Origin of the sequence: Pseudomonas sp. CFBP 8772 (assembly GCF_014841665.1) — a bacterium.
Lineage (GTDB): Bacteria > Pseudomonadota > Gammaproteobacteria > Pseudomonadales > Pseudomonadaceae > Aquipseudomonas > Aquipseudomonas graminis_B.
This window is the reverse complement of the sequence record NZ_JACYUI010000003.1, coordinates 537,352-563,831: the sequence shown is the minus strand read 5'-3', so window position 1 is coordinate 563,831 and position 26,480 is coordinate 537,352. Positions and strand designations below refer to the sequence as shown.

Sequence of the window (26,480 nt, the reverse complement as noted above, 5' to 3'; positions counted from 1 at the left end):
GTCGGAGCCTGACTCAGCTGTACGCCTCGGCAGTCACCAGCAGACCGCACAGCAGCACCGTCATCAGCAACCAGCCGACATAGGCGCGGGGTTTGCGCCGATGCCAGCCGCTGGCGCCCAGAATCGCGGCGGGGGCATGAAGCGTGCGCCAGAACTGCTCGCTGTTTTGAAAGGCCGCCAGGTGTCGGGGATCGGCGTCGAGCCAGTGACGGAACTCGATGCGCTGACTGGCGGTGGCCTGGGGGCTTTGCAGGTGCACGTACCAGCGCAGGGCCTGAAGCAAAATGGCTCGGGCCGGGTCATGTTCGGCGGATTCGCTGACGCAACGTTCGAGCGCTGCGGTCATGCAGCGTTCGACGGCGGTGGCGTCGATATCAAGCAGTTGGGCGATGTCGGTGTAGGAAAAGTCGTCGAGGCGGCTCAGCAGAAACACCTGCTGAACCCTGCGCGGCAACCGCTGAAGACGGCGTCGGTACAGGTCGGTTTCAGCCCTCGCGCCCAGGGCAGGCGGCACGGTGGAGGCGGTCATCAACGAATCGAACGGCTGAGTCATGGCGTATTGCTCACTGTTTGAATAGCGGCGGTCGCGGAAAACAACGGGAGTGCGTTCGGATCTTTAACGGGTGTTTTTTACTGAATGTGTCAGTTTTTGACAGCGGCAACGGTGCATTGCTCGCTCCATTTGCTATGATGCGCGCCATCGAAAAGACAGATCACTGTCGAACCCTCTTCATTAGCCTGAAGACGCAACACCCGACCGAACCCAGACCCGAAAAGGGCATAAAAAAAAGACCCGGCTATAAGCCGGGTCAAAAACCGTGATTAGCCTGATGAGGAGATAATCCGGAAGCCGACCTAAGGCTTCTGGGTTACCAGCCAGTCTCGCGACTGGTTGCGCTCAATAATAATCATTCCCATTTGAGAGTCAATGCTTTTTTCGCGCCCCGGTGAAAAGAGTTTTTCTGCGTGGGCGCTCGTTGCCTGCGCCTCAGTCAATCGGCAGCTCAGTCGATCGGCAGTTCTGTCGTACGCTTCACCACACTCATCGCGATGTTCGAATGCGCCTCCTGCACATGGGGGCTTTGCAGCAGATGGTCGCGCAGAAAACGCTCGTAGCTGGCGATGTCCTGCACCACCACCTTGAGCAGGAAATCCATGTCGCCGGCCATGGTGTAGCACTCCAGGACTTCGCGAAATCCGGTGATCGCTTCCTCGAACTCCGTCAGGTACTTGCGCCCGTGCCCGGACAGCTTGACGTCGACGAACACGGTCATGGTCAGCCCTAGCTTGGCCGGGTTGAGCAGGGCGACCTTGCGCTCGATAACGCCTTCTTCTTCCAGACGATTGATGCGCCGCCAGCAGGGTGATTGCGAGAGTTCGACGCGCTCGGCGATCTCGGCGGCGGAGAGATCGGCGTCGTGCTGCAACAGACGAAGGATCTTGCGATCGATGGGGCTGAGCTTGACCTGCATGAATTGACCCTTTTTCATTCTTGAACGGGAACGGCCATGCACGATATGAGCAGATTCGCGTCGATTTAGGAAGAAAAAGCCTCTGCCGCGCAGGCAGTATTTTGTCTGTGACCGTCGGGCTGAACCGTCCTGACGGCGAGGCGCTGGCAAGGCTGCACACGCCACTGGCGCCGCATTCAAAACGCACTAATAAAAACAAAGGAGTGCCTGAATGTCCCTGGCTGATATTCGTCTGGACGATAAGTACCGACTCGCAACCGGCAATCTGTACCTGACCGGAACCCAGGCGCTGACCCGCCTGCCGATGCTGCAGAAGCAGCGCGATGAAGCCCGCGGGCTCAACACCGCCGGGTTTATCTCCGGCTATCGCGGCTCGCCGTTGGGCAACCTCGACAAGAGCCTCTGGGACGCCAAGGATTATCTCCAGCAGAACGCCATTCATTTCCAGCCGGGCGTCAACGAAGAACTCGCCGCGACGGCGGTCTGGGGCAGTCAGCAAGTCAATCTGTTCCCCCACGGCAAGTACGATGGCGTCTTCGCCCTCTGGTACGGCAAGGGCCCGGGCGTTGACCGCTGCGGCGACGTGTTCAAGCACGGCAACTCGGCCGGCGTCGCCGAAAAGGGTGGCGTCCTGATCCTCGCTGGCGACGACCATGGCTGCAAATCGTCGACCATCGCGCACCAGAGCGAACACGCGTTCATCGCCTCGATGATCCCGGTGCTCAACCCCAGCAACGTCCAGGAAATCCTCGACTACGGCATCATCGGCTGGGAGCTGTCGCGCTACAGCGGTTGCTGGGTGGCGATGAAAACCATCGCCGAAAACGTCGATTCGTCGGCCGTGGTCGAAGTCGATCCGCTGCGCATCCAGACCCAGATTCCCGAAGACTTCCAGATTCCCGAAGGCGGCCTGCACATTCGCTGGCCCGACTCGCCGCTGGCTCAAGAGGCGCGGCTCAATACCTACAAAATCTACGCCGCCCGTGCGTTCGCCCGTGCCAACCACCTCAACAAAGTGGTCATTGATTCGCCGCAGCCGCGGCTGGGCATCATCACCACCGGCAAGTCGTACCTCGACGTACGTCAGGCCCTGGAAGAGCTGGGCATCGACGAAGACCTCTGCGCCTCGGTGGGGATTCGCGTGCTCAAGGTCGGCATGAGCTGGCCGCTGGAACCGGTGTCAGTGCACGGCTTCGCGGAAGGGCTGGACGAAATCCTGGTGGTCGAGGAAAAACGCAGCGTGATCGAGGATCAGCTCACCGGTCAGCTGTACAACTGGCCGGTGGATCAGCGCCCTCGCGTGGTCGGTGAGTTCGATGAAGAAGGCCGCTCGCTGTTGCCCAACCTGGCTGAACTGACGCCGGCAATGATCGCCCGCGTCATCGCCAAACGCCTTGCGCCGATCTACAGCAGCCCGAAAATCGAGGCACGCCTGCAGTTTCTGGCCGACAAGGAAAAAGCCCTCGCCGCGCCGCTGTTCAACACCCAGCGCACCCCGCATTTCTGCTCCGGCTGCCCCCACAACACCTCGACCCGCGTACCCGTGGGCAGTCGCGCCCTGGCCGGTATCGGCTGCCATTACATGACCATCTGGATGGACCGGGAAACCGAGACGTTCACCCAGATGGGCGGTGAGGGCGTGACCTGGATAGGCCAGGCGCCTTTCACTGAAACGCCCCACGTGTTCCAGAACCTTGGCGACGGCACGTACTTCCACTCCGGGCACCTGGCGCTGCGGGCGGCCGTCGCGTCGAAGGTCAATATCACCTACAAGATTCTCTATAACGACGCCGTCGCCATGACCGGTGGCCAGCCCATCGATGGCGTGTTGCGGGTGGATCAGCTCAGCCGGCAGGTGTTCAACGAAGGCGTTCAGCGCATTGCGCTGGTCTCGGATGAGCCGGAGAAATACCCGAGCCGCGAGCAGTTTGCACCGATCACCACCTTCCACCACCGCAGCGACCTGGACGCCGTGCAGCGCGAACTGCGTGAGTTCAAGGGCGTGTCGGTGATCATCTACGACCAGACCTGCGCCACGGAAAAACGCCGTCGCCGCAAACGCGGCACGATGGTCGATCTGGACAAACGCGCCATTATCAACCCGGCCGTGTGCGAAGGCTGTGGCGATTGCGGCGTCAAATCGGGTTGCCTGTCGGTGCTGCCGAAGGAAACACCGGAAGGGCGCAAGCGCGAAATCGATCAGAGCGCGTGCAACAAGGATTTCAGCTGCGTCGAGGGCTTTTGCCCCAGCTTCGTGACGGTGCACGGCGGCAAACTGCGCAAGCCACAGTTGCCCAAGCAGGCCCAGGCCTTCGCGGAGCTGCCGCAGCCGACGCTGCCGAGCCTCGCCCAGCCGTACAACATTCTGCTGCCGGGTGTGGGCGGCACGGGCGTGACAACCGTCGGTGCGATGCTCGGTTACGCCGCCAACCTGGAAGGCAAGGGCTGCAGCGTGCTTGACCAGGCCGGTCTGGCGCAGAAGTTTGGGCCAGTGGTCAGTCACATTCGTATCGCCGCGCGGCAGGAAGATCTGTTCGCCGTGCGGATTGCCGCCGGTGAGGCGCATCTGCTGCTGGGTTGTGACCTGTTGGTGGCTTCAGGTCCCGATGCCATCGCCAAGCTCAACAGTGCGAAAACCCATGCGGTGATCAACAGCCAGCAGACGCCGACCGCTGAATTCACCCGTAATCCCGACGCCGAGTTCCCGGCCGAAGCGATGATGCAAACCATCCGCGAAGCCGTCGGCGCTGAAAAAACCCACTTTGTGCAGGCGACGGATCTGGCGACCAAACTGATGGGCGACAGCATTGCCAGCAACCTTTTCATGCTGGGTTATGCCTTCCAGCTGGGGCTGATTCCGTTGACCTCCGCGGCCATCGAAAAAGCCATCGAGCTTAACGGCGTGGCGGTCAATCTGAACCAGCAAGCGTTCCTGTGGGGGCGTCGTGCAGCGTTTGACTTGCGAGCGGTGCAAGCGGCCGCCAATCCGCAGACCCAGCCAACGCCGGACCCTGAGCATTTGACACTGGAAGAGCGTGTCACGCGCAATGTTCACGGTTTGATCGCCTATCAGAATGGCGCGTTGGGCGAGCGCTACCTGACGCTGGTGAACCGTGTGCGGGATGCCGAAGCGCGGCTGTTCCCGGGCCAGCCGCCTGCATTGACCGAGGCGGTGGCGTTCAACTACTTCAAGCTGCTGGCTTACAAGGACGAGTACGAAGTGGCGCGGCTGTACAGCAACGGCGACTTCACCCGTCAGTTGGAAGCGCAGTTCGAAGGCGATTACCGCATTGAGTTTCACCTGGCACCGTCCTGGCTGGCAAAGCGTGATCCGAAGAGTGGCGTGCCCCGCAAACGCAGTTTCGGGCCGTGGATGCTGAAGGCGTTCGACGTGCTGGCTCGCTTCAAATTCCTGCGCGGCACGGTGCTCGATCCGTTCGGCCGCAGCATCGAGCGTCGACAGGAGCGCGAGTTGATTGATGCGTATGTGGGCGACATCGAGCTGATCCTTGGCCACCTGAGTGCCGGCAATCGGCACACCGCGCTGAATCTGGCGCGCCTGCCGGAGCGGATTCGCGGTTATGGTCACGTCAAGGAAAGCGCGATGAAAGCGGCGGCACTGCAGGCGGCACGGATGCGCCAGAGCCTGGTCAGTGGTGAGGTTGAAGTGCTGAAGTTGTATGAAGTAGCGGCGTAAAGACACGGAGGAGGCCGGTCAGGCCTCCTTTCTATCGCACTGGATGCATCGCTTAGTAGGACCGGCTTTAGCCGGGAAGAGGCCGGTGTTAACACCCTCAATTGTGTGGTGTACCCACTGCCGCTTTCCCGGCTGAAGCCGGTCCTACATAACTGCAGCCGGCCAGCAGCCGATCATTCGGCCTGTACCACAGCTTCCAGTTCCACCAGCACTGTCCCTTCCTTGACCATCTCACCTTCGCTGCAATACAGCGCTGTCACGGTGCCGGCGGTGTTCGCGCGGATGCTGTGTTCCATTTTCATCGCTTCCAAGACCACAAGCGGAGTGCCGACCTGCACCTGTTCGCCCACGCCGACCAACACCCGAACGATGCTGCCGTTCATGGGGGCGGTGAGGCCGCCGTGGTGGCCGTGGTTTGAATCCATGTCGGCAATCGGGTCAACCGGGCGGATCCCATGCACATCGCCCTGCCATTGCAGGTAAAGCGTGTCAGCCCGGCGGATCGCAAGGGTCTGCCGGCGCACGCCGTCCTGCTCGATCAGCAAATGCTCGCCGTTCAGCCGAACGCCCTGCTGGGAGTCACTTCGCAACACCATGCTTCGAGACTCTGCGCCACACGCCAGGTGCAACGTCACTTCGCTTGGGCCGCCCAGGCGCAGCCCGGTGCGGGCCGACCAGGGCGAATGGGCGTCGTCGGCTCTGACCGTCACTGGCGCGGTGCTCAGGTATGCCTGCGCCGCCACCTGCCAGAATTCCTCTGTCAAACCCTCGGCCGCTGGCAGCAGATCCTCTTGATAGCGAGGGATAAAGCCGGTGTCCAGCTCCGCGTCGGCGAAGGCCGGGTGGGCGATGATGCGGCGCAAAAACCCGAGGTTGGTGCGCAAACCGCCGATGGCGAATTCGTCGAGCATCGCCAGCAATCGCAAGCGCGCTTCTTCGCGGGTCTGGCCCCAGGCAATCAGTTTGCCGAGCATCGGGTCGTAGAACGGCGAGACCTCGTCGCCTTCCGCGACGCCGCTGTCGACGCGACGCCCCGGCCCCGCAGATGATTCGCGATACAGCGTCAGCGTCCCGGTGGCGGGCAAAAAGTCGTTGGCCGGATCTTCCGCATACAGCCGCACTTCAATCGCGTGGCCGTTCAGCGGCACTTCGGCCTGGGTGATCGGCAGCGGCTCGCCCTGGGCCACGCGAATCTGCCAGGCCACCAGGTCCAGCCCGGTAATTGCCTCGGTCACCGGGTGCTCGACCTGCAGGCGCGTGTTCATTTCCATGAAGAAGAAATCGCCCCGGGCGTCCAGCAGAAACTCCACCGTGCCGGCGCCGACGTAGCCGATCGCCTGTGCCGCGCGCACCGCCGCTTCGCCCATGGCCTGACGCATGTGCGGTGTCAGGCCCGGCGCCGGGGCTTCTTCGACGACTTTCTGGTGACGGCGCTGAATCGAGCAGTCGCGCTCGTTGAGGTACAGGCAGTGGCCGTGCTGGTCGGCAAACACCTGAATCTCCACATGGCGCGGCTTGAGCACGTACTTTTCGACGAGCATGCGCGAGTCGCCGAACGACGACTGCGCCTCACGTTGCGCGGACGCCAGCGCTTCGGCCAGATCCTCGTCGCGCTCGACCACCTTCATGCCCTTGCCGCCACCGCCGGCGGTGGCCTTGAGCAGCACCGGGTAGCCGATGCGGGCGGACGCTTCGCGGAAGGTCGCGGCGTCTTGGGCCTCGCCGTGGTAGCCGGGTACCAGTGGCACGCCAGCGGTTTCCATCAGCGACTTGGCCGCTGATTTGCTGCCCATGGCGTCAATGGCCGAGGCGGGCGGGCCAAGGAAAATCAGGCCGGCCTGTTCCACCGCGCGGGCAAAACCTGCGTTTTCCGAGAGAAACCCATAACCGGGATGGATGGCCTGGGCGCCGCTGGCTTTGGCTGCTTCGATCAGCTTGACGATTTGCAGATAGCTTTCGCTGGGCTTGCTGCCACCCAGATTCACCGCGATGTCCGCCTCACGGACGTGCCGCGCGTTGCCGTCAGTCGCGCTGTGCACGGCGACGGTGGTCAGGCCCATGGCCTTGGCCGTGCGCATGACGCGGCAGGCGATTTCGCCACGGTTGGCGATCAGCACCGAATTCAGTGGTTGCATGTGCGGGACGCTCATCAGTGCGACTCTCCTTGTGGGGGCCGCGGGCCTTGCAGCGGTTGGGATAGCGTGCGCGGCTCGCCGCGCCAGGCCGGTTCGCGCTTCTGCAGAAACGCGCGCAGACCTTCCTGGCCTTCGGCGCTGACGCGAATGCGGGCAATGGCGTTCTCGCAATAGCGGCGCAGGGCAGGGGTCAGCTCACCGTCGGCGACTTCGCGCAGCAGGTCTTTGCTGACGCGCATGGCCTGGGGGCTGTTGAGCATCAGGTTGGCGATCCAGTGTTCCAGGTGCTGTTCCAGCTCGGCAGCGGGGTAACACTCGGCCAACAGGCCGATCTCCCGCGCCCGGGTGCCGTCGAAACGTTCGGCGGTCAGCGCGTAGCGTCGCGCGTGACGTTCGCCAATCGCCTGCACCACGAACGGGCTGATCACCGCCGGAGCAAGGCCGATCTTCACTTCCGAGAGGCAGAACTGCGCGTCATCGGCGCCGATGGCCATGTCGCAGCAACTGATCAGGCCCAGTGCGCCGCCATAGGCCGCGCCTTGCACCACGGCGAGGGTCGGCGCCTTGAACTTGGCGAGGTTGTACATCAACTCACCCAGCTCGCGGGCATCGCCCAGGTTGGTGTTGTAGTCGAGATTGGCCGACTCCTGCATCCAGGCCAGATCGGCACCGGCGCTGAAGTGCCGGCCGCGTCCGCGCACCAGCAGAAACCGCAGGCTGTCGTCCCGCTGCAACTGGTCAAGGGCGATGATCAGCTCGCGAATCATCTGCGCGTTGAAGGCGTTGTTTTTCTCCGGCCGGTTGAGCCAGAGCGTGGCGAACCCGCGTGGGTCGAGGGCGATGTCGAGGGTGGCGAAATCATTCATGGGGCGATTCTCTCGGGTCACATCCGGAACACGCCGAAGCGGGTCGGTTCGATGGCGGCGTTGAGCGAGGCGCTGATGGCCAGGCCGAGAATGTCGCGGGTCTGGGCGGGGTCAATGACACCGTCGTCCCACAGCCGGGCGCTGGAATACCAGGGATGGCCCTGATGCTCGTACTGATCGAGGATCGGCTGGCGCAACGCCGCTTCCTCCTCGGCGCTGAACGTCTGGCCGCTGCGTTCGGCCTGTTCACGCTTGACCTGCACCAGCACGCCTGCGGCCTGTTCGCCGCCCATGACGCCGATCCGCGCGTTGGGCCACATCCACAGAAAGCGCGGGTCATAAGCGCGGCCGCACATGCCGTAGTTGCCCGCGCCAAAACTGCCGCCGATGATCACCGTAAACTTCGGCACGTTCGCGCACGCCACGGCAGTCACCAACTTGGCGCCGTGCTTGGCGATGCCCCCGGCCTCGTACTTCTGGCCGACCATGAAGCCGGTGATGTTCTGCAGGAACAACAGCGGAATGCCGCGCTGGCAGGCCAGTTCGATGAAGTGCGCGCCTTTCTGCGCGGCTTCAGCGAAGAGAATGCCGTTGTTGGCGAGGATGGCGATCGGGTAGCCGTGCAGATGGGCGAAGCCGCACACCAGCGTGGTGCCGAACAGCGCCTTGAATTCATCGAACACCGAACCGTCCACCAGCCGCGCGATGACTTCGCGCACGTCGAACGGCTGCTTGGCGTCTGCCGGGATCACGCCGTACAGCTCGTCATCCCCATATAACGGCGCCTGAGGCGGGCGGGTCTGCAACTGGCCGAGCTTGCGCCAGTTCAGGTTGGCCACACAGCGCCGTGCCAGCGCCAAGGCGTGGTCATCGCTGTCGGCGTAATGATCGGCCACCCCGGAGACCTTGCAGTGCACATCGGCCCCGCCGAGGTCTTCGGCGCTGACCACTTCGCCTGTGGCGGCTTTCACCAGCGGCGGCCCGGCGAGAAAGATGGTCGCTTGTTCGCGGACCATGATGGTTTCGTCGGCCATGGCCGGCACATAGGCGCCGCCCGCAGTGCAGGAACCCATGACCACGGCGATCTGGGCGATGCCCTCGGCGCTCAGGTTGGCCTGATTGAAGAAGATCCTGCCGAAGTGCTCGCGATCGGGGAACACCTCGTCCTGGCGGGGCAGGTTGGCGCCGCCGGAGTCCACCAGGTAAATGCACGGCAAGCGATTCTGTTGGGCGATGGTCTGGGCGCGCAGGTGTTTTTTCACGGTCAGCGGGTAGTAGGTGCCGCCTTTCACCGTGGCGTCGTTGGCGATGATCATGCATTCGACGCCTTCGACCCGACCGATCCCGGCGATCAGCCCCGCAGCCGGGACGTCTTCGCCGTACACGTCATGGGCGGCGAGCTGGCTGAGTTCGAGGAAGGGCGAGCCGAGATCCAGCAGGCGGTTGATCCGCTCCCGGGGCAGCAGTTTGCCCCGGGAGGTGTGGCGTTCCTGCGCCTTGGCACCGCCGCCGCGCTGAACGTGGTCGAGCAGGTTATGCAGCGCGTCGAGCTGCTTGCGCATAGCCTCGCTGTTGGCGGCGAATTCCGGCGAACGCGGGTTGATCTGGGTGTGCAGAGTGGTCATGGGGCCTCCGGCGCTGTCAGCGGGTTTCGTTGAACAGCTCACGCCCGATCAGCATGCGGCGGATTTCGCTGGTGCCGGCGCCGATCTCGTAGAGCTTGGCGTCGCGCAGCAGTCGTCCGGCGGGGAATTCGTTGATGTAGCCGTTGCCGCCGAGAATCTGGATGGTGTCCAGGGCAAATTGCGTGGCGCGCTCGGCGGCGTAGAGGATCACCCCGGCGGCGTCCTTTCGCGTGGTCTCGCCGCGCTCGCAGGCCTGCGCCACGGCGTACAGGTAGGCGCGGCTGGCGTTGAGCTGGGTGTACATGTCGGCGACCTTGCCCTGGATCAGCTGGAACTCGCCGATGCTCTGGCCGAATTGTTTGCGGTCGTGAATGTAAGGCAGGACGACGTCCATGCACGCCTGCATGATCCCGACCGGCCCGCCCGAGAGCACGACTCGCTCGTAATCCAGGCCGCTCATCAGCACCTTCACGCCGCCGTTGAGCGCGCCGAGCAGGTTTTCTTCCGGCACTTCGACGTCATCGAAGAACAGCTCGCAGGTGTTGGAGCCGCGCATGCCGAGCTTGTCGAATTTGTTGCCTCGGGAGAAGCCGTGCCAGTCGCGTTCGACGATGAACGCGCTGATGCCGTGGGCGCCTTTTTCCAGGTCGGTCTTGGCGTAGATCACGTAAGTGTTGGCGTCAGGGCCGTTGGTGATCCAGGTCTTGCTGCCGTTGAGCACGAAGCGGTCGCCCCGACGGTCGGCGCGCAGCTTCATCGAGACCACGTCGGAGCCGGCGTTGGGTTCGCTCATCGCCAGGGCGCCCACGTGCTCGCCGCTGATCAGCTTGGGCAGGTAGCGGGCTTTCTGTTCGGGGGTGCCGTTGCGGTTGATCTGGTTGACGCAGAGATTGGAATGGGCGCCGTAGGACAGTGCCGCTGAGGCAGAACCCCGGCTGATTTCTTCCATGGCGATGACATGGGCCAGGTAGCCCAGGCCTGCGCCGCCGTACTGCTCATCGACGGTGATGCCCAGCAGGCCCATGTCGCCGAACTTGCGCCACATGTCGGCGGGAAAGAGGTTGTCTTTGTCGATCTGTGCGGCACGCGGAGCCAGCTCGGCGGCCACGAAGGCGCGCACCTGGTCGCGCAGCATGTCGAGGGTTTCGCCGAGGCCGAAATTGAGCGTGGGGTAATTCATGGACTGCATCCCGTGTTGTTATTGGAGGGCTGACAGGGGGAAAAGAAACTGCCTCACCTTTACGTTAACGTAAGCCTGCAGTCGTGGTGATGTCAACGACGATGAAGTGCTATCGCTGGGGATAATCGGGAGGGGAGGTTTACGAATGACGAATAGCACGAAGGGGAGCCTGGGCTCCCCTTCAAGTTCGATTGCATGCTCGTTTTTATTAGTAAGTGGCCTGTTGTTGTTTTTGGCAGCCAGCTTCTTTTGCTTTTCTGAGCGACCCCCAAGCGGGGCCAAGAGCAAACGTATTTTTTTGAGCGCTGATCCGCTTCGATCTTTCGATCCGACTCGTCTGGTAGCTGCCTGAACGCAGTTTTATTGTTCTCAGTCCGGTCGTGAGGCCAAGGCCTCAAGTAGAGCGATCCACTCCAAAAAAATCAGTTAGCTGCGTCTCTGTCCGTGTTGTTCTTGTTATGTCAGAGCCGATACATCTTGTTTTTATTGGGTGATTGAATTTGTTATTTTTGTTGTACGTAAGACATAGCAGAAGCCATGCCAACTTTTCAGAGTTCCCGGTTTGCGGGGCTTTGCGGATTTCACCGGCCTGGATTCACTGCTGAATCTGTCGCCAGGTGTTTCCGTGTTACCCGTTTCCCTGAACGCGATGGCGGGCAGGGTAACACTGTGTGACAAGTTGTCGCACATCAGGCCGACAGACGTGCCTTCGCCACCCGTGACCCATTTGCCCGACCGAGGGTGTCGCTGATGCGCTGACCGGCTGCAATCAGCTTGTCCAGATCGATACCCGTCTCAATGCCGAGGCCGTTCAGCAGGTAAACCACGTCCTCGCTGGCCACGTTGCCGGTCGCGCCTTTGGCGTAGGGGCACCCGCCGAGGCCGGCCACGGAGCTGTCGAACACACGAATGCCTTCCAGCAGGCTGGCGTAGAGGTTGGCCAGCGCCTGGCCGTAGGTGTCGTGGAAATGCCCGGCCAGCTTGCCCCGGGGGATTTGTCCGGCGACCACGTCGAACAGCGTGCGGGTGGCGCCCGGCGTGCCAGTGCCGATGGTGTCGCCCAGGGACACCTCGTAGCAGCCCATGGCGAACAGCTCGTTGGCGACTGACGCCACTTGCTTCGGTGAAATGTCACCTTCATAGGGGCAACCCAGTACGCACGACACGTAGCCGCGAACGCTGATGCCGTGCAGGCGCGCGGCTTCCATGATCGGCACAAACCGGTCCAGGCTCTCGCTGATCGAGCAGTTGATGTTGCGCTGGGAGAACGATTCCGAGGCGGCGGCGAATACCGCGACCTCTTTCACGCCCGCTGCCAGCGCGTCTTCGAATCCGCGCAGGTTGGGTGCCAGCGCGGCGTAGGTCACGCCTTCCTTCGGCTGGATGCCGGCGAACAGTTCAGCGGAGCCGGCCATCTGCGGCACCCATTTCGGCGACACGAAACTGCCCGCTTCGATACAGCTGACGCCCGCGTCGGCGAGGTCGTGCACCAGTTGCAGCTTGTCGCTGACGCTGACCGGGCGGGATTCGTTCTGCAGACCATCCCGAGGGCCGACTTCAACCAGACGCACACGTTGAGGGAGAGACATAGCGGCATCGTTCCTGAAAGATTTGGCTTTAGGTTGTTGTTCTATGCGACTGAATCAGCTGGATATTTCCAGTGCGGCCTTGCAGCGTTCTTCTGCTGTGTCGAGCTCCAGTTGCATTTGTTGAATGTCCAGAAGCTGCTGATCCAGCTGCGCGCGACGCTCGGCGATTTTTTTCAGCATGGTGCTCAATTGTTTGTGGTTGCCGCCGTGGGGGTCGTACAGACCGATGAGGTCGCGGCATTCGGCGAGAGAGAAGCCGATGCGCTTGCCGCGCAGAATGAGTTTGAGGGTGACCTTGTCACGGGCCGAATATACCCGCTCCATCCCCCGGCGTTCGGGGCTGAGCATGCCTTGTTCTTCGTAGAAACGGATGGTGCGGGTGGTGATGTCCAGCTCGCGGGCGAGGTCGGAAATGCTGTAGGTGGTGGCGGTCATGGCAGTGCTCGATACGGAAGGCCTGGGCGTAACGTAAGTGGGGCTTTACGTTAACGTCAAGGGTGTTATCAAACACTGGACAGCTTTTGCCAATCGTAGGATGGCGTTTTGAATGTAGGACCGGCTTCAGCCGGGAAAGGGCTAGCAGCGACACCGCAAAATGGATGGTGTTCATACGGGCCTCTTCCCGGCTAAAGCCGGTCCTACATTGACTGCAGGCGCCGCTGAACCTTCACTTCACTGCTTCAAGGGCCTTGCCCAATTTACGTTCCTGGGCGGTAACGAGTTGGCAGAGTTCGATGATCTGCTCACGCATCCAGCGGTTTGCCGGGTCCTGATCGGTGCTTTCGTGCCAGTAGAGGTGGGTTTCGACGGTCGGCACGTCGTTGACCGGCAGGTACACGAAATGCAGGTCATTGCGCCGGGCGAAGCGCTCGGGAACGGTCATCACCATGTCGGTTTGCTGCAACACCTGCGAGGCCATCAGGTAATGCTGCGAACGCAACGCCACTTTACGCTGGATACCCATTTTTCCGAGCGCCAGATCCACATAACCCAAGCCACTGCGCCGGCTGGAAATATGAATGTGCGCGACGCCGAGGTAGTCATCCAGGCTGATGGCCTCCTTGTTCGCCAGCGGGTGGCCCCGGCGCATGGCGCACACATAGCGGTCTTCCATCAGCTTGACGTGGCGCACCTGGGGGTCGGTATTCAGCGGCGCGTCGACGGCGAAATCCAGTCGGCCCGCCGCGAGTTCCTTGGTCGTCTCCCGGCGCTTGGACAGAAAGCTTTCGATGGTCACGGCGGGCGCCAGGCGCCGCAGCCGCTGGAACAGTGCCGGCAGAATCACCGCTTCGGTGAGGTCGGTCATGCTGATGCGGTAATTCTTGTTGGCCTGCAGCGGATTGAAAATCCGGCTCTCCTGCACCGACACCCGCAGCAGCGACAGGGCGTTGCGCACCGGGCCGATGATGTTCTGCGCCATCGGGGTGGGCACCATGCCCTGGGCGGTGCGCACGAACAGTGGATCGTTGAAGGTTTCGCGAAGGCGCGACAGGGCGTTGGACACCGCAGGCTGGGTGATGCCGACGATCTGACCGGCGCGGGTCAGATTGGCTTCGGTGTAGATGGCGTCAAACACAATAAAGAGATTGAGATCGACCTTGCTCAGGTTCATTGCTGTGCGCCTCGTGCAGTTCTTGTTGTTTGGAATGCGCCGAATCATATATCGGTTATGAATGTTTATACACGCCGAGAATAGGTTAGATAAATGGGGGGGCGCTGATCTAGCATCGGCTCACGACCTGACAACACCTCATAGAAGGCAGCCGCCCCATGGATTTCGCTTACTCCCCCAAGGTTCAGGCACTGCGCGAGCGCGTGACGGCCTTCATGGACACTCACGTGTACCCCGCCGAGCCCGTGTTCGAGCGCCAAGTGGCTGAAGGCGACCGCTGGCAGCCGACGGCGATCATGGAGGCGCTCAAGGCGAAGGCAAAGGCCGAGGGGCTGTGGAACCTGTTCCTGCCGGAATCCGAATGCGGGGCAGGGCTGTCGAATCTCGAGTACGCGCCGCTGGCGGAGATCATGGGCCGCTCGCTGCTCGGCCCGGAGCCGTTCAACTGTTCGGCGCCGGACACCGGCAACATGGAGGTGCTGGTGCGCTACGCCAGTGAGGCGCAGAAGGAACGGTGGCTGGAACCTTTGCTGCGCGGCGAGATTCGCTCGGCGTTTGCGATGACCGAACCCGATGTGGCGTCCTCGGATGCCACCAATATGGCCGCGACCGCAGTGCGTCATGGCGATGAGTGGGTCATCAACGGCCGCAAATGGTGGACCTCCGGCGCCTGCGACCCGCGCTGCAAGATCATGGTGTTCATGGGCCTGAGCAACCCGGACGGCCCGCGTCATCAGCAGCATTCGATGATCCTGGTGCCGACTGACACGCCAGGGGTAAAAATCCTGCGGCCGCTGCCGGTGTTCGGCTACGACGATGCGCCCCACGGTCACGCCGAAGTGCTGTTCGAAAACGTGCGCGTGCCTTACGAAAACGTCCTGCTGGGTGAAGGACGTGGTTTCGAGATCGCCCAGGGTCGCCTTGGCCCGGGCAGAATTCACCATTGCATGCGCTCGGTCGGGATGGCGGAGCGCGCGCTGGAACTGATGTGCAAACGCTCGGTGCAGCGCACTGCGTTTGGCCGGCCGCTGGCGCGACTGGGGGGCAATATCGACAAGATCGCCGACTCGCGCATGGAAATCGACATGGCCCGGCTGCTGACCCTGAAAGCGGCCTACATGATGGACACCGTAGGCAACAAGGTGGCGAAGAGCGAGATCGCGCAGATCAAAGTGGTCGCGCCGAACGTCGCTCTGCGGGTGATCGACAGGGCGATCCAGATGCATGGCGGTGCGGGGGTGTCCGGCGATTTCCCGCTGGCCTACATGTACGCCATGCAGCGCACCCTGCGCCTGGCCGACGGCCCGGACGAAGTCCACCGCGCGGCGATCGGCAAATTCGAGATTGGCAAGTACGTGCCCAAGGAGATGATGCGCAGCGAACATCGGTGACCGACCACGACGTCGCCAGTAAGCCGTACAGTGCTGGCGGGCTTGAACCGCATCACTCCACCCACACCTCCACCCGGCGGTTCTTGATCCGGCCTTCATCGCCGTCATTGGTCGCCACCGGCATTTCGTCGCCGAAGCCGCGCACTTCACGCAGCACCACCTGATGTTTCAGCAACTCCCGGCGCACTGCCATCGCGCGCAGTCTGGACAGCAACTGCGCTCGCGCCGGGTCGCTCTTGGCATCGCCAAATCCCACCAGCGTGACCTTCTGATCCAGCTTGTCATGGGCCTTCAGGTAGTCGACCACGCGCTTGAGATCAAGCATGGCCTTGGTGTCGAGGGTCGCGCTGCCCTGGGCGAAACGGAAATTCACCGACAGCCGCTCGGCCTCCCGCGCCAGATTTTGATACGCCAGCGGCATCTGCGTCGTCGCCCGCACTTTTACCGCCTGCACCGTCTGCGCCACAAACCCGTTTTGCGCCACGATGGACTGTCCCTGCGGACTCTGGGCGAACCGCACCAGCGCCTTGGCCCAGCGCTGCTTCGCCTCAGGCGGCAGGTAGAAATACAGACGGCGTGACAGCGGATAGTCTTCGGTGGCGATCAGGCTGACCGTGGGCAGCATCGGTTTGGACTCGCCATCGATGATCGCCACGGCCTTGGCCTGCCGGACGTAGGGCAGGCCGATGAAACCGATGCCCTGGCGGTCCTGGCTGACCTGATCGGACAATTCCTCGCTGGACTCGAACCGCCGGGCCTCCTTCGACAACGTCTTGCCTGACTTGGCCAGCACCAGCTCGTTGAAGGTGTCGAAGGTGCCCGACTGCTGATCCCGCGCATATAAATGAATGGCCCCGGCAGTGCCGCCCAATTGCTCCCAGTCGCGGACCTCCCCGGCAAAGATCTCCGCCAGTTGCACCGTGCTCAGCTCCCGCAGCGGGTTGCCGGGATGGAGAATCACCGCAACGCCGTCGATGGCGATGACCTGCTCGGCCTGATGGCTGCGCAAGTCGCCCAAGGCTGCCAGCTCCATGGCTTCACTGTTTTTGATGGGGCGCGAGGAGGCTGCTACATCTGCCAAGCCGTCCTTCAGGGCCGCGAACCCTGTGCTCGATCCGTGTGCCGCAATGTCGATGCTGACATTCTGGCCGGACGGCAACTGGGCGGTGATACGCCGCTCGTTGGGGTGCGCGCCCGCTTGTTCCTGAATGGACTGTGCGCTTTGCTGCGCCAGCAGGCCTTTGACCAGCGCCGGCCCCAGTTGCGCGCCAATCGTGTTCGAGCCCTGAATGCGCAAGGCCGGCGAGCCGTCACTGGGCGCGGGCAGGGCAGCGGCGTGGGTATCTACCGAAAAAGCGAAGAGTGAAACGAGGAAAATGAAAACACCGGTGCGCAGCATGTGCGGCATCTTTATAGGAGTGGAGGTGGCCGGAGAATAAGACAGGCCAATGACGCGCAGATGACAGCCCGCGGCTTATAGCGCCTCGGACGATGAAGCCGCGGGCAGGGCGCCGCGCGGCTGAACTGTGATGGTTCGGTTATTCCAGCTCAAGCCAGATCGGCGCGTGGTCGGAAGGCTTGTCCATCGACCGCAAATGGTAGTCCACGCCCGCCGCCTTGATGCGCGGTTGCAGGCCATGGGACGTGAGGATCAGGTCGATGCGCAGGCCACGCTTGGGCTCGTCTTCAAAGCCGCGGCTGCGATAGTCGAACCAGCTGAACTGATCGACCACTTCCGGGTACAAGTGACGGAAGCTGTCCACCAGGCCCCAGTTCTTCAGCTTGCCGAGCCACTCGCGCTCTTCCGGAAGGAAGCTGCACTTGCCGGTTTTCAACCAGCGCTTGGCGTTGTCGGCGCCAATGCCGATGTCGCTGTCCTCCGGGGAGATGTTGACGTCGCCCATCACCACCAGCGGCTGGTCGTTGCTGAATTTCGTTTCCAGCAGGTTCTGCAGATCTGCATAGAAGCGCAGCTTGGCCGGGAACTTGGTCGGGTGATCACGGCTTTCGCCTTGTGGGAAATAGCCGTTCATGACCGTGACCGGATTGCCGTTGCGATCAGCGAATGCGCCCCAGATGAAACGGCGCTGGGCCTCTTCGTCGTCGTTGTCGAAGCCCTTGTGGATCGACAGCGGCGGCTGGCGGGAGAGCAGTGCGACGCCGTAATGGCCCTTCTGGCCATGGAAATGAACGTGGTAGCCCAGCGCTTCGATCTCGGCCTGGGGGAATTGCTCGTCGGAGACCTTGGTTTCCTGCAGGCCAATGACGTCGGGCTGATGTTTCTCGATCAACGCCGCCAGTTGATGCGGTCGGGCGCGAAGGCCGTTGATATTAAAAGACACAATTTTCATGGGCGGCGCTCCTGGCAGCTCCTTACAAATACAAACGGCGATGCTAGCCGACCTGCCCGGCCACGGCCAGCGTCAGAGGCGCTGTGTGCGATGGCGGTTGCGCTGTGTGCATTTCTGATCGGCGGCCACGTCGCGGGAACTGCGCTGGCGGGCGGCGACTCGAAGCCTTGAAGTCAAGCACCCGAGCGGCCGCCCCGGGGCTCATCAAAAGGACGCACACCATGCCTGAACTGCCTAGCGAAACGGCGGAGATCCGTCAGCTCGACAGCGGCTACTCCCGCGAAACCCGCGCGCTGCTGTACCTCGCCTACCGCCAGGAGCCGAGTTTTGCCTACCTCTTCGAATCCGGCCGCTCCGGCTACGACCATCGGGTCAAGGCGACCATTCGGGCGCTGGTCAAACAGCACTATCTGCAGGACCTGCCGGCGTTGGGGCTATTCGTGGCGGACCGCCTGGTCGGCGTTGCCCTGATTGCGCCTCCGCAGCGGCGGCTGGGCATCACCGAAAGCTGGGCCTGGCGCATTCGCATGTTGATGACCACCGGCCTGCGCTGCACTCAGCGCTATCTGGAGTACTACCACGCCGTGCTGGCCTGCGTGCCTTCGGAAGCGGTTCATGTCCTGCCGTTGTTCGGCGTGCATCCCGACTTTCAGGGGCGGCACTATGGCGAGCGGTTGCTGCTGGCGTTGCATGACTGGTGTGCCCAGGACAGGAATTCCCAGGGCATCGTTCTCGACACCGGCAATGGCGATTATCTGGAGTTCTATAACCGACAGGGTTATGAGGAAATCGGTGAGGTGGCAGTAGGACCTGTCCGCGAACACATCTTTTTCCACCCAAATCCGCAGGTTTCATTGGGTTCTGTGGCCTGAGCCGCGCACGCTTCTCCATTTCCGCGGGTTCCAGCAGCCCGCGTCGCTCGTGTAGCATTCGCGCCTATGAAGTTTCCCCATCGATACACCAGTGGCTTTCTCCTGATGTTGTCCAGTTGCGCGGCGTTTGCCGATGCGCAGCTGGAAGTCCGGGTCAAGCCGTCCAATGCCGCGCTCAAGTCCAACATCGAAGGGTATGTGGGCAGCCTCGGCGAGCGCGACGAGCCAGCGCTCGAACGCTTCAGCGTCGGGGCCGTCGAGCAGGCGCAAAAGGCCGCTCAGGCCCTTGGCTATTATCAGGCGCAGATTGACAGCGAAGTCCGCCACGTCGACAACAACCTGCAACTGCTGTTGAAGGTTCAGGCCGGCGAGCCTGTGCACCTGCGCAACGTATCCATCCGCGTGACCGGGCAGGCGACCCAGCTTAAAAGCTTCCGGGTGCCGAAGGGTGACGCCCTGAAGCCCGGCGCGGTGCTCAACCATGGTGTCTACGAGGACGCCAAGCACCTGATTGAAACCCAGGCGGCGCGCTACGGCTTCTTCAAGGGCCGGTTCGTGACCCAGCGCCTTTCCGTCGACCCGCGCGCCGGTGTCGCCGACATCGAACTGGTCTACGACAGCGGGCCGCGTTTCTCCCTTGGCAAAGTGACCTTCAGCGGCGACGCGCCATTCGATGAAGACTTGCTGCGGCGCATGGTGCCGTTCAAACAAGACACGCCCTACGACTCCGAACTGATCGCCGAACTCAATCAGGCCATGCAGTCGAGCGGCTATTTCGAAGGCGTTCGGGTCAACGCGTCGCCCACCGATGCCCAGGCCCAGGTCATTCCGGTCGACGTGCAGTTGCAGACCCGCAAGCCGCGGACCATGGGGCTCGGGGTCGGCTATTCGACCGACGTCGGCCCACGGGTAAAAGCCAACTGGACGCGCCACTGGGTCAATCCCCAGGGCCACAGTTATGGCGCTGAGGCGGAAATCTCCGCCCCTCGGCAGAACGTCGGCCTGTTCTACGACATCCCGCTGGACCCGCCCCTGACCGACAAATTGCGTTTTGCCGGTGGCTATCAATATGAGGAAATCGCCGACACCGACAGCCTCAGCAAACTGCTGACCGTCGGGCCCGAATGGCACAGCAAACTGCCCAGCGGCTGGGAGCGCGTGATATCGCTGAAGTGGCAGCGCGAAGAATACCGGCTGGGCAACGACGAAGGCCTCAGCACCTTGCTCATGCCCGGCGTCAGCTATTCGTACCTGCGCAGCGACAACCGCATCGACCCGCACAACGGCTACCGGCTGCGGTTCGACACCCAGGTCGCCAAGGAAGGGCTGGGTTCTGACGCCAACCTGCTGCACGGCACGGTGATGCTCAAAGGGCTGACCACCGTGGCGCAGAACCATCGCTTCCTCGGGCGTGTGCAGGTTGGGGGCAGCGCCAGCAACGGCTACAAGTCGATCCCGCCATCCCTGCGCTTTTTTGCCGGTGGCGACCAGAGCGTGCGCGGCTATGACTACCAATCGCTGTCCCCGGAGAACTCCGACGGTGACAAGATCGGCGGCCGTTACATGATCGCCGGAAGCGCCGAGTACCAATACTCGATCGCCGAAAAATGGCGGGTGGCGGCGTTCGTCGATCAGGGCAACTCGTTCAATTCGCTGGACCTGCCGAGCCTGAAAACCGGCGTCGGCATTGGCGTGCGCTGGGTGTCGCCGGTGGGGCCGCTGCGCCTCGACCTCGCCCACGCGCTGGATGAAGACGGCGGTATTCGTCTGCACTTCTCGATGGGACCTGAACTGTGACGAAGCTGGCTTTGTTGAAACGCACCGCGGCAATCACGGCGATTACGCTGCTGTCGCTGATCATTTTGATGGTGCTGATGGCGACCATCCTCCTCGGTACGCAAAGTGGCAGCCGTTGGGCCCTCGGGTGGGTGCCGGGCCTGACGGTCGAAGGGTTTTCCGGTCGTCTGGGCGGCGCGTGGCAGGCGGATCACCTGGTCTGGCAGCAAGGCCAGAGCAAAGTCGAAGCCGACGCACCGGTTTTCGACTGGTCACCCGCGTGCCTCGCGCGCATGACGCTGTGCATCGACAACCTGCAGACGGGCGACATCAGGCTGCAGTTTCCGCCCTCCAGCGACGAGGCAGCCAGCGGCCCGATCACGCTGCCGGACCTCAAGCTGCCGCTGGCCCTGCAACTGGGGCGCGTGCAGATCGGCAGTCTTCATCTGGACGGCACCGAACAGGTTCGCGACGTGCAGCTGGCGGCGCACTGGACCGCTGAAGGGTTGAAGATCGATTCGCTGCACGCCGGTCGTGATGACATCGCGCTTGATCTGTCGGGCCTGCTCAAACCCGAGGGTGACTGGCCGTTGACCGCCGAAGGACAGCTGAAGCTACCCGACGTCAGTGGTCAGCCGTTGTCACTGGCGCTGAACATCCAAGGGGACCTGCTCAAGACTTTGACCCTCAACGCGCAGAGCAAGGGCTACATCGACGCCACGCTCGTCGGGCAGTTGCAACCGCTGGTGGAGAACCTGCCGGCGGACATCGCCATCACCAGCGACAACTTCAAGCCAAGTGCTGATCTGCCGGACACGTTGCAGCTCAATCATCTGATGCTCAACGCCAAGGGCGATCTTGCTCAAGGCTACGCCATCACCGGCAACGCCAGCCTTCCGGCGGAAAAAGGCCCGGTGGCGCTGGCATTACAAGGCCGGGTCGACGCCAAGGGCGCGGACATTACGGCGCTTGATCTGACCGCCAGTGACAACCAGCGCCTCAAGGCGAGCGGCAAGCTGGACTGGCAGCAGGGCCTGCGCGCCGACGCGAAGATCGACTGGCTGGATTTCCCCTGGCATCGCCTGTACCCGTTGATCGACGAGCCCCAGGTCAGCGTGCATACGTTCACCGGGGAAGTGTCCTACACCGACGGCAAATACCTCGGCCATTTCGCCGGCGACTTCAAGGGCCCGGCGGGTCCATTCACGTTGCAGAGCCCCTTCAGCGGCGATTTGCAGGAGATCTTCCTGCCTCAACTTGAGCTGGCAGCCGGGCAGGGCAAGGCCAGCGGTCACCTGAATCTGCAATTTGCCGACGGCATCGCCTGGGACACGGCACTGGATCTCAGCGCCATCGATCCCGCTTACTGGGTCTCGGAATTGCCGGGCTCCCTGGCGGGTCCGCTGCGCAGCAAGGGTTCAATGCGCAACGAGCAACTCACCCTGAACGCCGATCTGGACCTGAAGGGGCGCCTGCGCGGTCAGCCTACGGTGCTGCAGGCCAAGGCCGATGGCGCCGACAACAAATGGAACCTCAACGCCCTGGACATCCGCCTGGGCGACAACCGGATTCAAGGCACGGGCAGCCTTCAGCAGAAAATCGCCGGCCAGCTGGACATCAACCTGGCGCGACTGGGTCAGCTATGGCCTGGCCTGCAAGGCCAGATGAAAGGGCGCCTCGACGTCGTCGGCACGGTACAGGCGCCCCAGGGGCAACTGGCCTTGCAAGGCACGCAACTGGCGTTCCAGGCGAACACGCTGCAGAGCTTGACCCTGGCCGCCAGGCTCGACAGCGCCCAGCGCGCCACCCTTGACCTAAAGACCTCCGGCATTCAGGCCGGCGACACGGCACTGGGCGCGCTGACGGTTAATGGTCAGGGCGACATCAAGCGTCAGCAAGTCAAACTCGACCTCAAAGGGCCGCTGCTCAAACTGGCCCTGGCGCTGGATGGCAATCTGGACAAAGGTAATTGGCGCGGGCGTCTGGCCAGCGGCGACATCCAGAGCGGCGGGCAGGACTGGAAGCTGCAACAGCCGGCCAAGCTGGAGCGTCTGGCCGACGGCAAGGTCAACTTTGGTGCTCATTGCTGGGTGTCGGGGCCTGCGAGCCTGTGCGGCGAAGATCAGCGCCTGATGCCCGAACCGCGCCTGCGCTACCACCTCAAGCGCTTCCCGCTGGAAAGCCTGGCGCAGTGGCTGCCCAAGGATTTCGCCTGGAAGGGCGCGTTGAATGCCGACATCCAGCTGGACGTTCCCGCTGCCGGCCCCAATGGCCAGGTGGTCATCGACGCCAGTGGCGGGACGCTGCGGGTCAAGGACAAGAACCAGTGGCTGGACTTCCCCTACGACACGCTGAAGCTGACCAGCAGCCTGACCCCGAAGAAAGTCGACACCAGCCTCAATTTTCGTGGCGGCAAGCTCGGTGAACTGCTGGCGCGACTGAGCATCGATCCGATCGCCAGGAACAAGCCCGTGACCGGCGACTTCACCCTCAGCGGCCTGGACGTGTCGGTCGTAAGGCCGTTTGTGCCCATGGTGGAAAAGCTCAACGGCAAGCTCAATGGCAGCGGGCGGATCTCGGGCGGCCTGCTGGCGCCTCAGGTCAACGGCAACGTGACGCTCAACGACGCCGAAGTCTCCGGTCCCGAATTGCCGGTGAGTCTTGAAAAGCTCAATGTGCAGGCCCTGATTGCCGGCGAGCGCGTTGATCTGACCGGCAACTGGCGCAGCGGCACGACGGGTCAAGGCAGCATTGGCGGGCATGTGGCCTGGGCCAATGCGCTGGATGTCGACGTTGACCTGAAGGGCACGCACCTGCCGATCACCGTTGAACCGTACGCAAAGCTGGAAGCGGCGCCGGACCTGAAGATTACCCTGCAGGGCGACAGGCTCGCGGTATCCGGCAAGGTGCTGATCCCGAAAGGCGAGATCACGGTGCGCCAGCTGCCGCCTTCAACGGTGAAAGTCTCTGATGACACCGTGATCGTGGGCCAGCAGACCGAACAGGGCAAAACCCCCTTGGCCATCGCCATGGATGTGAACGTCGAAGTGGGCCAGGAGACCTTGAGTTTCAGCGGCTTCGGTTTGACTGCGAATCTCGTCGGCCACGTGCACATCGGCGACAACATGGACACCCGCGGCGAGCTGAACCTCAACGACGGCCGCTACCGCGCTTACGGCCAGCGCCTGACCATTCGCAAGGCGCGCCTGCTGTTCGCAGGACCGGTCGACCAGCCGTATCTGGACATCGAAGCCATCCGCCAGACCGACGACGTGATCGCCGGCATTCGCCTGAGCGGCAGCGCCGAGCAGCCGACTACCACGGTGTTCTCCGAACCTGCCATGAGTCAGGAGCAGGCGCTCTCGTATCTGGTGCTGGGCCGTCCGCTGAGCACCAACGGCGAAGACAGCAACATGGTCGCCCAGGCGGCGCTGGCATTGGGTCTGGCCGGCGGTTCGTCAACGGCGGGCAAGCTGGCGTCCGGGCTGGGGATTCAGGATTTCGATCTGGACACCTCGGGCAGCGGCGACAAGACGGCGGTGGTCGCCAGCGGCAAGATCACCGACAAGCTCAGCCTGCGTTACGGCGTGGGGGTGTTCGAGCCGGCCAACACCCTGACCTTGCGCTACCTGCTGAGCAAGAAGGTGTACCTGGAGGTCGCGGGCGGTGTGGCGAGTTCGCTGGACATCTTCTACAAGCGGGACTTCTGACAACCCGGCGAAACGGGGCGGGACAGGGCCTGCTGGCGGCGGAGTGTCGCCGCCAACAGGCCGGGGTTCATCGAAGACGCAGCGATGATTGGAGAGCGTTACCCGCTTACCCGTTGACCAGCTTCATCGCCGCATCGGGATAACGGCCGCCTGCGACAGCGTTAACCGGGAACAGGTCTTTCAGCGCCTGCAACTCTGCTGCGCTGAGGGTCACGTCCAGCGCAGCGACGTTCTCTTCCAGGTATTTGCGCTGCTTGGTGCCGGGAATCGGAATCACGTCATTGCCCTGGGCGAGGACCCAGGCCAACGCCAGCTGGCCGGCGGTAATGCCTTTTTCTGCCGCCAGTTGTTCCACCTTCTTCACCAGCAGCAGGTTTTTGGCGAAGTTCTCGCCCTGGAACCTCGGACTGCTGCGGCGATAGTCATCGGCGGCGAAGTCGTCCGGGCTCTTCAGTGCGCCGGTCAGAAAACCGCGCCCCAACGGGCTGTACGGCACAAACGCAATGCCTAGCCGGCGGCACGTGTCGAGCGCGCCGTTTTCTTCCGGCTCGCGGCTCCACAGTGAATATTCGGTCTGCAGGGCGGCAATGGGATGAACCTTGTGCGCGCGTTCGAGGGTGCTTGCCGACGCCTCGCTCAAGCCGAGAAAGCGCACCTTGCCTGCCTTGACCAGCTCGGCCATGGCGCCAACGGACTCTTCGATCGCCACGCCGGGATCAATGCGGTGCTGGTAATACAGATCCAGGGTGTCGATTTTCAGACGCTGCAACGTGCCATCGATCGCGGCGCGGATGTATTCGGGGCTGCCATTGACCCCGCGCGCGCCGGCGTCGCCTGGCGTACGCACGATGCCGAACTTGCTGGCGATGAACGCCTGATCCCGCTTGCCAGCCAGCGCCTTGCCCAGCAGTTCCTCATTGGTGTAGGGGCCGTACATATCGGCGGTGTCCAGCAGGGTGACGCCCATCTCCAGCGCCCGGTGCAGGGTGGCGATGGCTTCGTCGGCGTTGCCGCCCGTCGTATAGAAGTCGGTCATGCCCATGCAGCCCAGGCCCAGGGCCGAGACCTGCGGGCCGTTTTTGCCAAGTTGACGCGTTTGCATGATGGATGCCTTGTCGATCAAGAGGACCACCATTCTTGCGCCTCGACAGCGTCGGGATAAACCGGCTAAAAGTGCTTTCACTATTGGTAATTTCTAAACAATCTCTCAGCGGAACCGTGACAAGCCATGGATAAATTCAACGCGATGCGGGCCTTCACGCGCATTGTCGAGCTGGGCGGTTTCGCCAGGGCCGCCGACAGCCTGCACATGCCCCGGGCGTCGGTGACCATTCTGATCAAGCAGCTGGAGGCACAGTTGGGCGTGCAGTTGTTGATGCGCACCACGCGGCAGGTGACGCCGACGCCGGACGGTCAGGCCTATTACCACCGCTGCGTCAGCGTGCTGAACGAGCTTGAAGCGGCCGAATCGTTGTTCTCTTCGGTGGCCCGGGACCCGGAAGGCGTGCTGCGAGTCGACATGCCGTCGGGCATCGGCCGACTGATCATCATGCCGCTGCTGCCAGAGTTCACCGAGCGTTATCCCCGGCTGGCAATGGAAGTGGGCATGAACGATCGTCCCGTGGACCTTATCCGGGAGGGCTACGACTGCGTGATCCGCGGCGGACAGCCCCTCGATCACTCCCTGGCGGCCCGACCGCTGGCTCACATGCGCCAGGTGGTGTGTGCCAGTCCCGGGTATCTGCAGCGCAGGGGCACGCCGCTCTGCCTGGCCGATCTGCAGCACCACCAGATCATCGAATACTTCTCTTCCACCACCCACAAACGCTATGGGCTTGAGTTCGTCATTGATGGCCGAGTTCAGGCGCCCGACCTGCCCAAGGCCCTGGCGACCAACAGCGCCGATGGCTACCTCGCGGCGTGCAGAGCAGGGTACGGACTGGTGCAGACGCCGTACTACCACGTCGCCGAATCGTTGCGCCGCGGCGAGCTGATCGAAGTGCTGGGCGATGTCGAACAACCGCTGTTGCCCCTGACCGCGCTGTACCCGGCACACCGGCAGACGTCGCGGCGGGTGAGGGTATTCGTCGACTGGGTAGTGGACGTCTGCGCCCGCCCGGGGCTGATGGACAAACCGGTAATGCACCCCGTTTCCTGACAATAAAATCGTTTCTGGCGGTAGGTTGCCACGCTTTTTCATGGTT

The 26,480-nt window shown here is 62.7% G+C and carries 18 protein-coding genes; 6 read left to right on the top strand and 12 right to left on the bottom strand.

The genetic code is table 11. From position 1 onward, the window contains the following. Positions 1-13: 13 nt before the first annotated feature. Together IFT99_RS09260 and IFT99_RS09255 are read right to left on the bottom strand one after the other, a co-directional pair. Entirely contained in the window at positions 14-529 is a 516-nt protein-coding gene (locus IFT99_RS09260) for a DUF4880 domain-containing protein (RefSeq protein ID WP_244656954.1), read from the bottom strand. A gap of 475 nt (positions 530-1,004) precedes the next feature. Next, the gene (locus IFT99_RS09255) at positions 1,005-1,472 is read right to left on the bottom strand and encodes an Lrp/AsnC family transcriptional regulator (RefSeq protein WP_074883228.1); all 468 of its coding nucleotides are present in this window, start codon (positions 1,470-1,472) and stop codon (positions 1,005-1,007) included. 211 nt (positions 1,473-1,683) lie between these two features. Here IFT99_RS09255 and IFT99_RS09250 point away from each other — a divergent pair, with 211 nt between their 5' ends. Then, on the top strand, positions 1,684-5,169 hold the full coding sequence (locus IFT99_RS09250) for an indolepyruvate ferredoxin oxidoreductase family protein (RefSeq protein WP_192131781.1): 3,486 nt from the start codon (positions 1,684-1,686) through the stop codon (positions 5,167-5,169). Positions 5,170-5,342: 173 nt separating this feature from the next. Here the strand turns inward: IFT99_RS09250 and IFT99_RS09245 are convergent, their stop codons facing one another. The 7 genes from IFT99_RS09245 to IFT99_RS09215 all read right to left on the bottom strand — a co-directional run bounded on the left by IFT99_RS09245 (position 5,343) and on the right by IFT99_RS09215 (position 14,176). Further along, positions 5,343-7,319 carry an acetyl/propionyl/methylcrotonyl-CoA carboxylase subunit alpha gene (locus tag IFT99_RS09245; RefSeq protein WP_274605117.1) on the bottom strand — a complete coding sequence of 659 codons (1,977 nt, stop codon included), beginning with the start codon at positions 7,317-7,319 and terminating at the stop codon, positions 5,343-5,345. Then, positions 7,319-8,170, bottom strand: coding sequence for a gamma-carboxygeranoyl-CoA hydratase (locus IFT99_RS09240; protein WP_192131779.1), 852 nt, complete (start codon positions 8,168-8,170; stop codon positions 7,319-7,321). Before IFT99_RS09240 ends, IFT99_RS09245 begins: the two co-directional genes overlap by 1 nt. Before the next feature lie 17 nt (positions 8,171-8,187). Next, complete coding sequence (locus IFT99_RS09235; RefSeq protein ID WP_192131776.1) at positions 8,188-9,795, bottom strand: carboxyl transferase domain-containing protein; 1,608 nt, start codon at positions 9,793-9,795, stop codon at positions 8,188-8,190. Between the two features lie 16 nt (positions 9,796-9,811). After that, positions 9,812-10,975 carry an isovaleryl-CoA dehydrogenase gene (locus tag IFT99_RS09230; protein WP_065990591.1) on the bottom strand — a complete coding sequence of 388 codons (1,164 nt, stop codon included), beginning with the start codon at positions 10,973-10,975 and terminating at the stop codon, positions 9,812-9,814. Positions 10,976-11,664: 689 nt separating this feature from the next. Then, on the bottom strand, positions 11,665-12,564 hold the full coding sequence (locus IFT99_RS09225) for a hydroxymethylglutaryl-CoA lyase (RefSeq protein ID WP_192131775.1): 900 nt from the start codon (positions 12,562-12,564) through the stop codon (positions 11,665-11,667). A gap of 54 nt (positions 12,565-12,618) precedes the next feature. Next, the gene (locus tag IFT99_RS09220; protein ID WP_192131772.1) at positions 12,619-12,999 is read right to left on the bottom strand and encodes a MerR family transcriptional regulator; all 381 of its coding nucleotides are present in this window, start codon (positions 12,997-12,999) and stop codon (positions 12,619-12,621) included. A 232-nt stretch (positions 13,000-13,231) separates the two neighbouring features. Then, positions 13,232-14,176: a LysR family transcriptional regulator gene (locus tag IFT99_RS09215; RefSeq protein ID WP_192131770.1), complete on the bottom strand. Its 945-nt coding sequence runs from the start codon at positions 14,174-14,176 to the stop codon at positions 13,232-13,234. Between the two features lie 158 nt (positions 14,177-14,334). Between IFT99_RS09215 and IFT99_RS09210 the strand changes: the two genes are divergently transcribed. After that, entirely contained in the window at positions 14,335-15,567 is a 1,233-nt protein-coding gene (locus IFT99_RS09210; RefSeq protein WP_192131768.1) for an acyl-CoA dehydrogenase, read from the top strand. Positions 15,568-15,619: 52 nt separating this feature from the next. Here the strand turns inward: IFT99_RS09210 and IFT99_RS09205 are convergent, their stop codons facing one another. Then, a complete protein-coding gene (locus IFT99_RS09205; protein WP_192131766.1) occupies positions 15,620-16,966 on the bottom strand; it encodes a substrate-binding domain-containing protein in 1,347 nt (448 codons plus the stop codon). 139 nt (positions 16,967-17,105) lie between these two features. Next, positions 17,106-17,918 (bottom strand): exodeoxyribonuclease III, encoded by an 813-nt coding sequence (gene xthA, locus IFT99_RS09200; protein ID WP_192131764.1) that lies wholly within the window; start codon positions 17,916-17,918, stop codon positions 17,106-17,108. A gap of 221 nt (positions 17,919-18,139) precedes the next feature. Between xthA and IFT99_RS09195 the strand changes: the two genes are divergently transcribed. The 3 genes from IFT99_RS09195 (at position 18,140) to IFT99_RS09185 (ending at position 24,276) form a co-directional block, all read left to right on the top strand. Continuing rightward, positions 18,140-18,790, top strand: coding sequence for a GNAT family N-acetyltransferase (locus IFT99_RS09195; protein ID WP_065990601.1), 651 nt, complete (start codon positions 18,140-18,142; stop codon positions 18,788-18,790). A 66-nt stretch (positions 18,791-18,856) separates the two neighbouring features. Next, positions 18,857-20,587 (top strand): autotransporter assembly complex protein TamA, encoded by a 1,731-nt coding sequence (locus tag IFT99_RS09190; protein ID WP_192131762.1) that lies wholly within the window; start codon positions 18,857-18,859, stop codon positions 20,585-20,587. Between the two features lie 68 nt (positions 20,588-20,655). After that, positions 20,656-24,276, top strand: coding sequence for a translocation/assembly module TamB domain-containing protein (locus tag IFT99_RS09185; RefSeq protein ID WP_192131996.1), 3,621 nt, complete (start codon positions 20,656-20,658; stop codon positions 24,274-24,276). A 106-nt stretch (positions 24,277-24,382) separates the two neighbouring features. Here IFT99_RS09185 and IFT99_RS09180 read toward each other — a convergent pair whose 3' ends face one another. Beyond that, positions 24,383-25,378 carry an aldo/keto reductase gene (locus IFT99_RS09180; RefSeq protein WP_192131760.1) on the bottom strand — a complete coding sequence of 332 codons (996 nt, stop codon included), beginning with the start codon at positions 25,376-25,378 and terminating at the stop codon, positions 24,383-24,385. Between the two features lie 126 nt (positions 25,379-25,504). Here IFT99_RS09180 and IFT99_RS09175 point away from each other — a divergent pair, with 126 nt between their 5' ends. Continuing rightward, a complete protein-coding gene (locus tag IFT99_RS09175; protein WP_192131758.1) occupies positions 25,505-26,434 on the top strand; it encodes a LysR family transcriptional regulator in 930 nt (309 codons plus the stop codon). The last annotated feature ends 46 nt before the right edge of the window (positions 26,435-26,480 follow it).

What these genes read in the sequence shown, in the direction of transcription:
- IFT99_RS09215 (WP_192131770.1), bottom strand. Translation starts at nt 14,176, where the DNA reads ATGAACCTGAGCAAGGTCGATCTCAATCTCTTTATTGTGTTTGACGCC.
- IFT99_RS09210 (WP_192131768.1), top strand. Translation starts at nt 14,335, where the DNA reads ATGGATTTCGCTTACTCCCCCAAGGTTCAGGCACTGCGCGAGCGCGTG.
- IFT99_RS09230 (WP_065990591.1), bottom strand. Translation starts at nt 10,975, where the DNA reads ATGAATTACCCCACGCTCAATTTCGGCCTCGGCGAAACCCTCGACATG.
- IFT99_RS09190 (WP_192131762.1), top strand. Translation starts at nt 18,857, where the DNA reads ATGAAGTTTCCCCATCGATACACCAGTGGCTTTCTCCTGATGTTGTCC.
- IFT99_RS09175 (WP_192131758.1), top strand. Translation starts at nt 25,505, where the DNA reads ATGGATAAATTCAACGCGATGCGGGCCTTCACGCGCATTGTCGAGCTG.
- xthA (WP_192131764.1), bottom strand. Translation starts at nt 17,918, where the DNA reads ATGAAAATTGTGTCTTTTAATATCAACGGCCTTCGCGCCCGACCGCAT.
- IFT99_RS09240 (WP_192131779.1), bottom strand. Translation starts at nt 8,170, where the DNA reads ATGAATGATTTCGCCACCCTCGACATCGCCCTCGACCCACGCGGGTTC.
- IFT99_RS09250 (WP_192131781.1), top strand. Translation starts at nt 1,684, where the DNA reads ATGTCCCTGGCTGATATTCGTCTGGACGATAAGTACCGACTCGCAACC.
- IFT99_RS09195 (WP_065990601.1), top strand. Translation starts at nt 18,140, where the DNA reads ATGCCTGAACTGCCTAGCGAAACGGCGGAGATCCGTCAGCTCGACAGC.
- IFT99_RS09260 (WP_244656954.1), bottom strand. Translation starts at nt 529, where the DNA reads ATGACCGCCTCCACCGTGCCGCCTGCCCTGGGCGCGAGGGCTGAAACC.
- IFT99_RS09205 (WP_192131766.1), bottom strand. Translation starts at nt 16,966, where the DNA reads ATGCTGCGCACCGGTGTTTTCATTTTCCTCGTTTCACTCTTCGCTTTT.
- IFT99_RS09185 (WP_192131996.1), top strand. Translation starts at nt 20,656, where the DNA reads ATGGTGCTGATGGCGACCATCCTCCTCGGTACGCAAAGTGGCAGCCGT.
- IFT99_RS09225 (WP_192131775.1), bottom strand. Translation starts at nt 12,564, where the DNA reads ATGTCTCTCCCTCAACGTGTGCGTCTGGTTGAAGTCGGCCCTCGGGAT.
- IFT99_RS09180 (WP_192131760.1), bottom strand. Translation starts at nt 25,378, where the DNA reads ATGCAAACGCGTCAACTTGGCAAAAACGGCCCGCAGGTCTCGGCCCTG.
- IFT99_RS09255 (WP_074883228.1), bottom strand. Translation starts at nt 1,472, where the DNA reads ATGCAGGTCAAGCTCAGCCCCATCGATCGCAAGATCCTTCGTCTGTTG.
- IFT99_RS09220 (WP_192131772.1), bottom strand. Translation starts at nt 12,999, where the DNA reads ATGACCGCCACCACCTACAGCATTTCCGACCTCGCCCGCGAGCTGGAC.
- IFT99_RS09235 (WP_192131776.1), bottom strand. Translation starts at nt 9,795, where the DNA reads ATGACCACTCTGCACACCCAGATCAACCCGCGTTCGCCGGAATTCGCC.
- IFT99_RS09245 (WP_274605117.1), bottom strand. Translation starts at nt 7,319, where the DNA reads ATGAGCGTCCCGCACATGCAACCACTGAATTCGGTGCTGATCGCCAAC.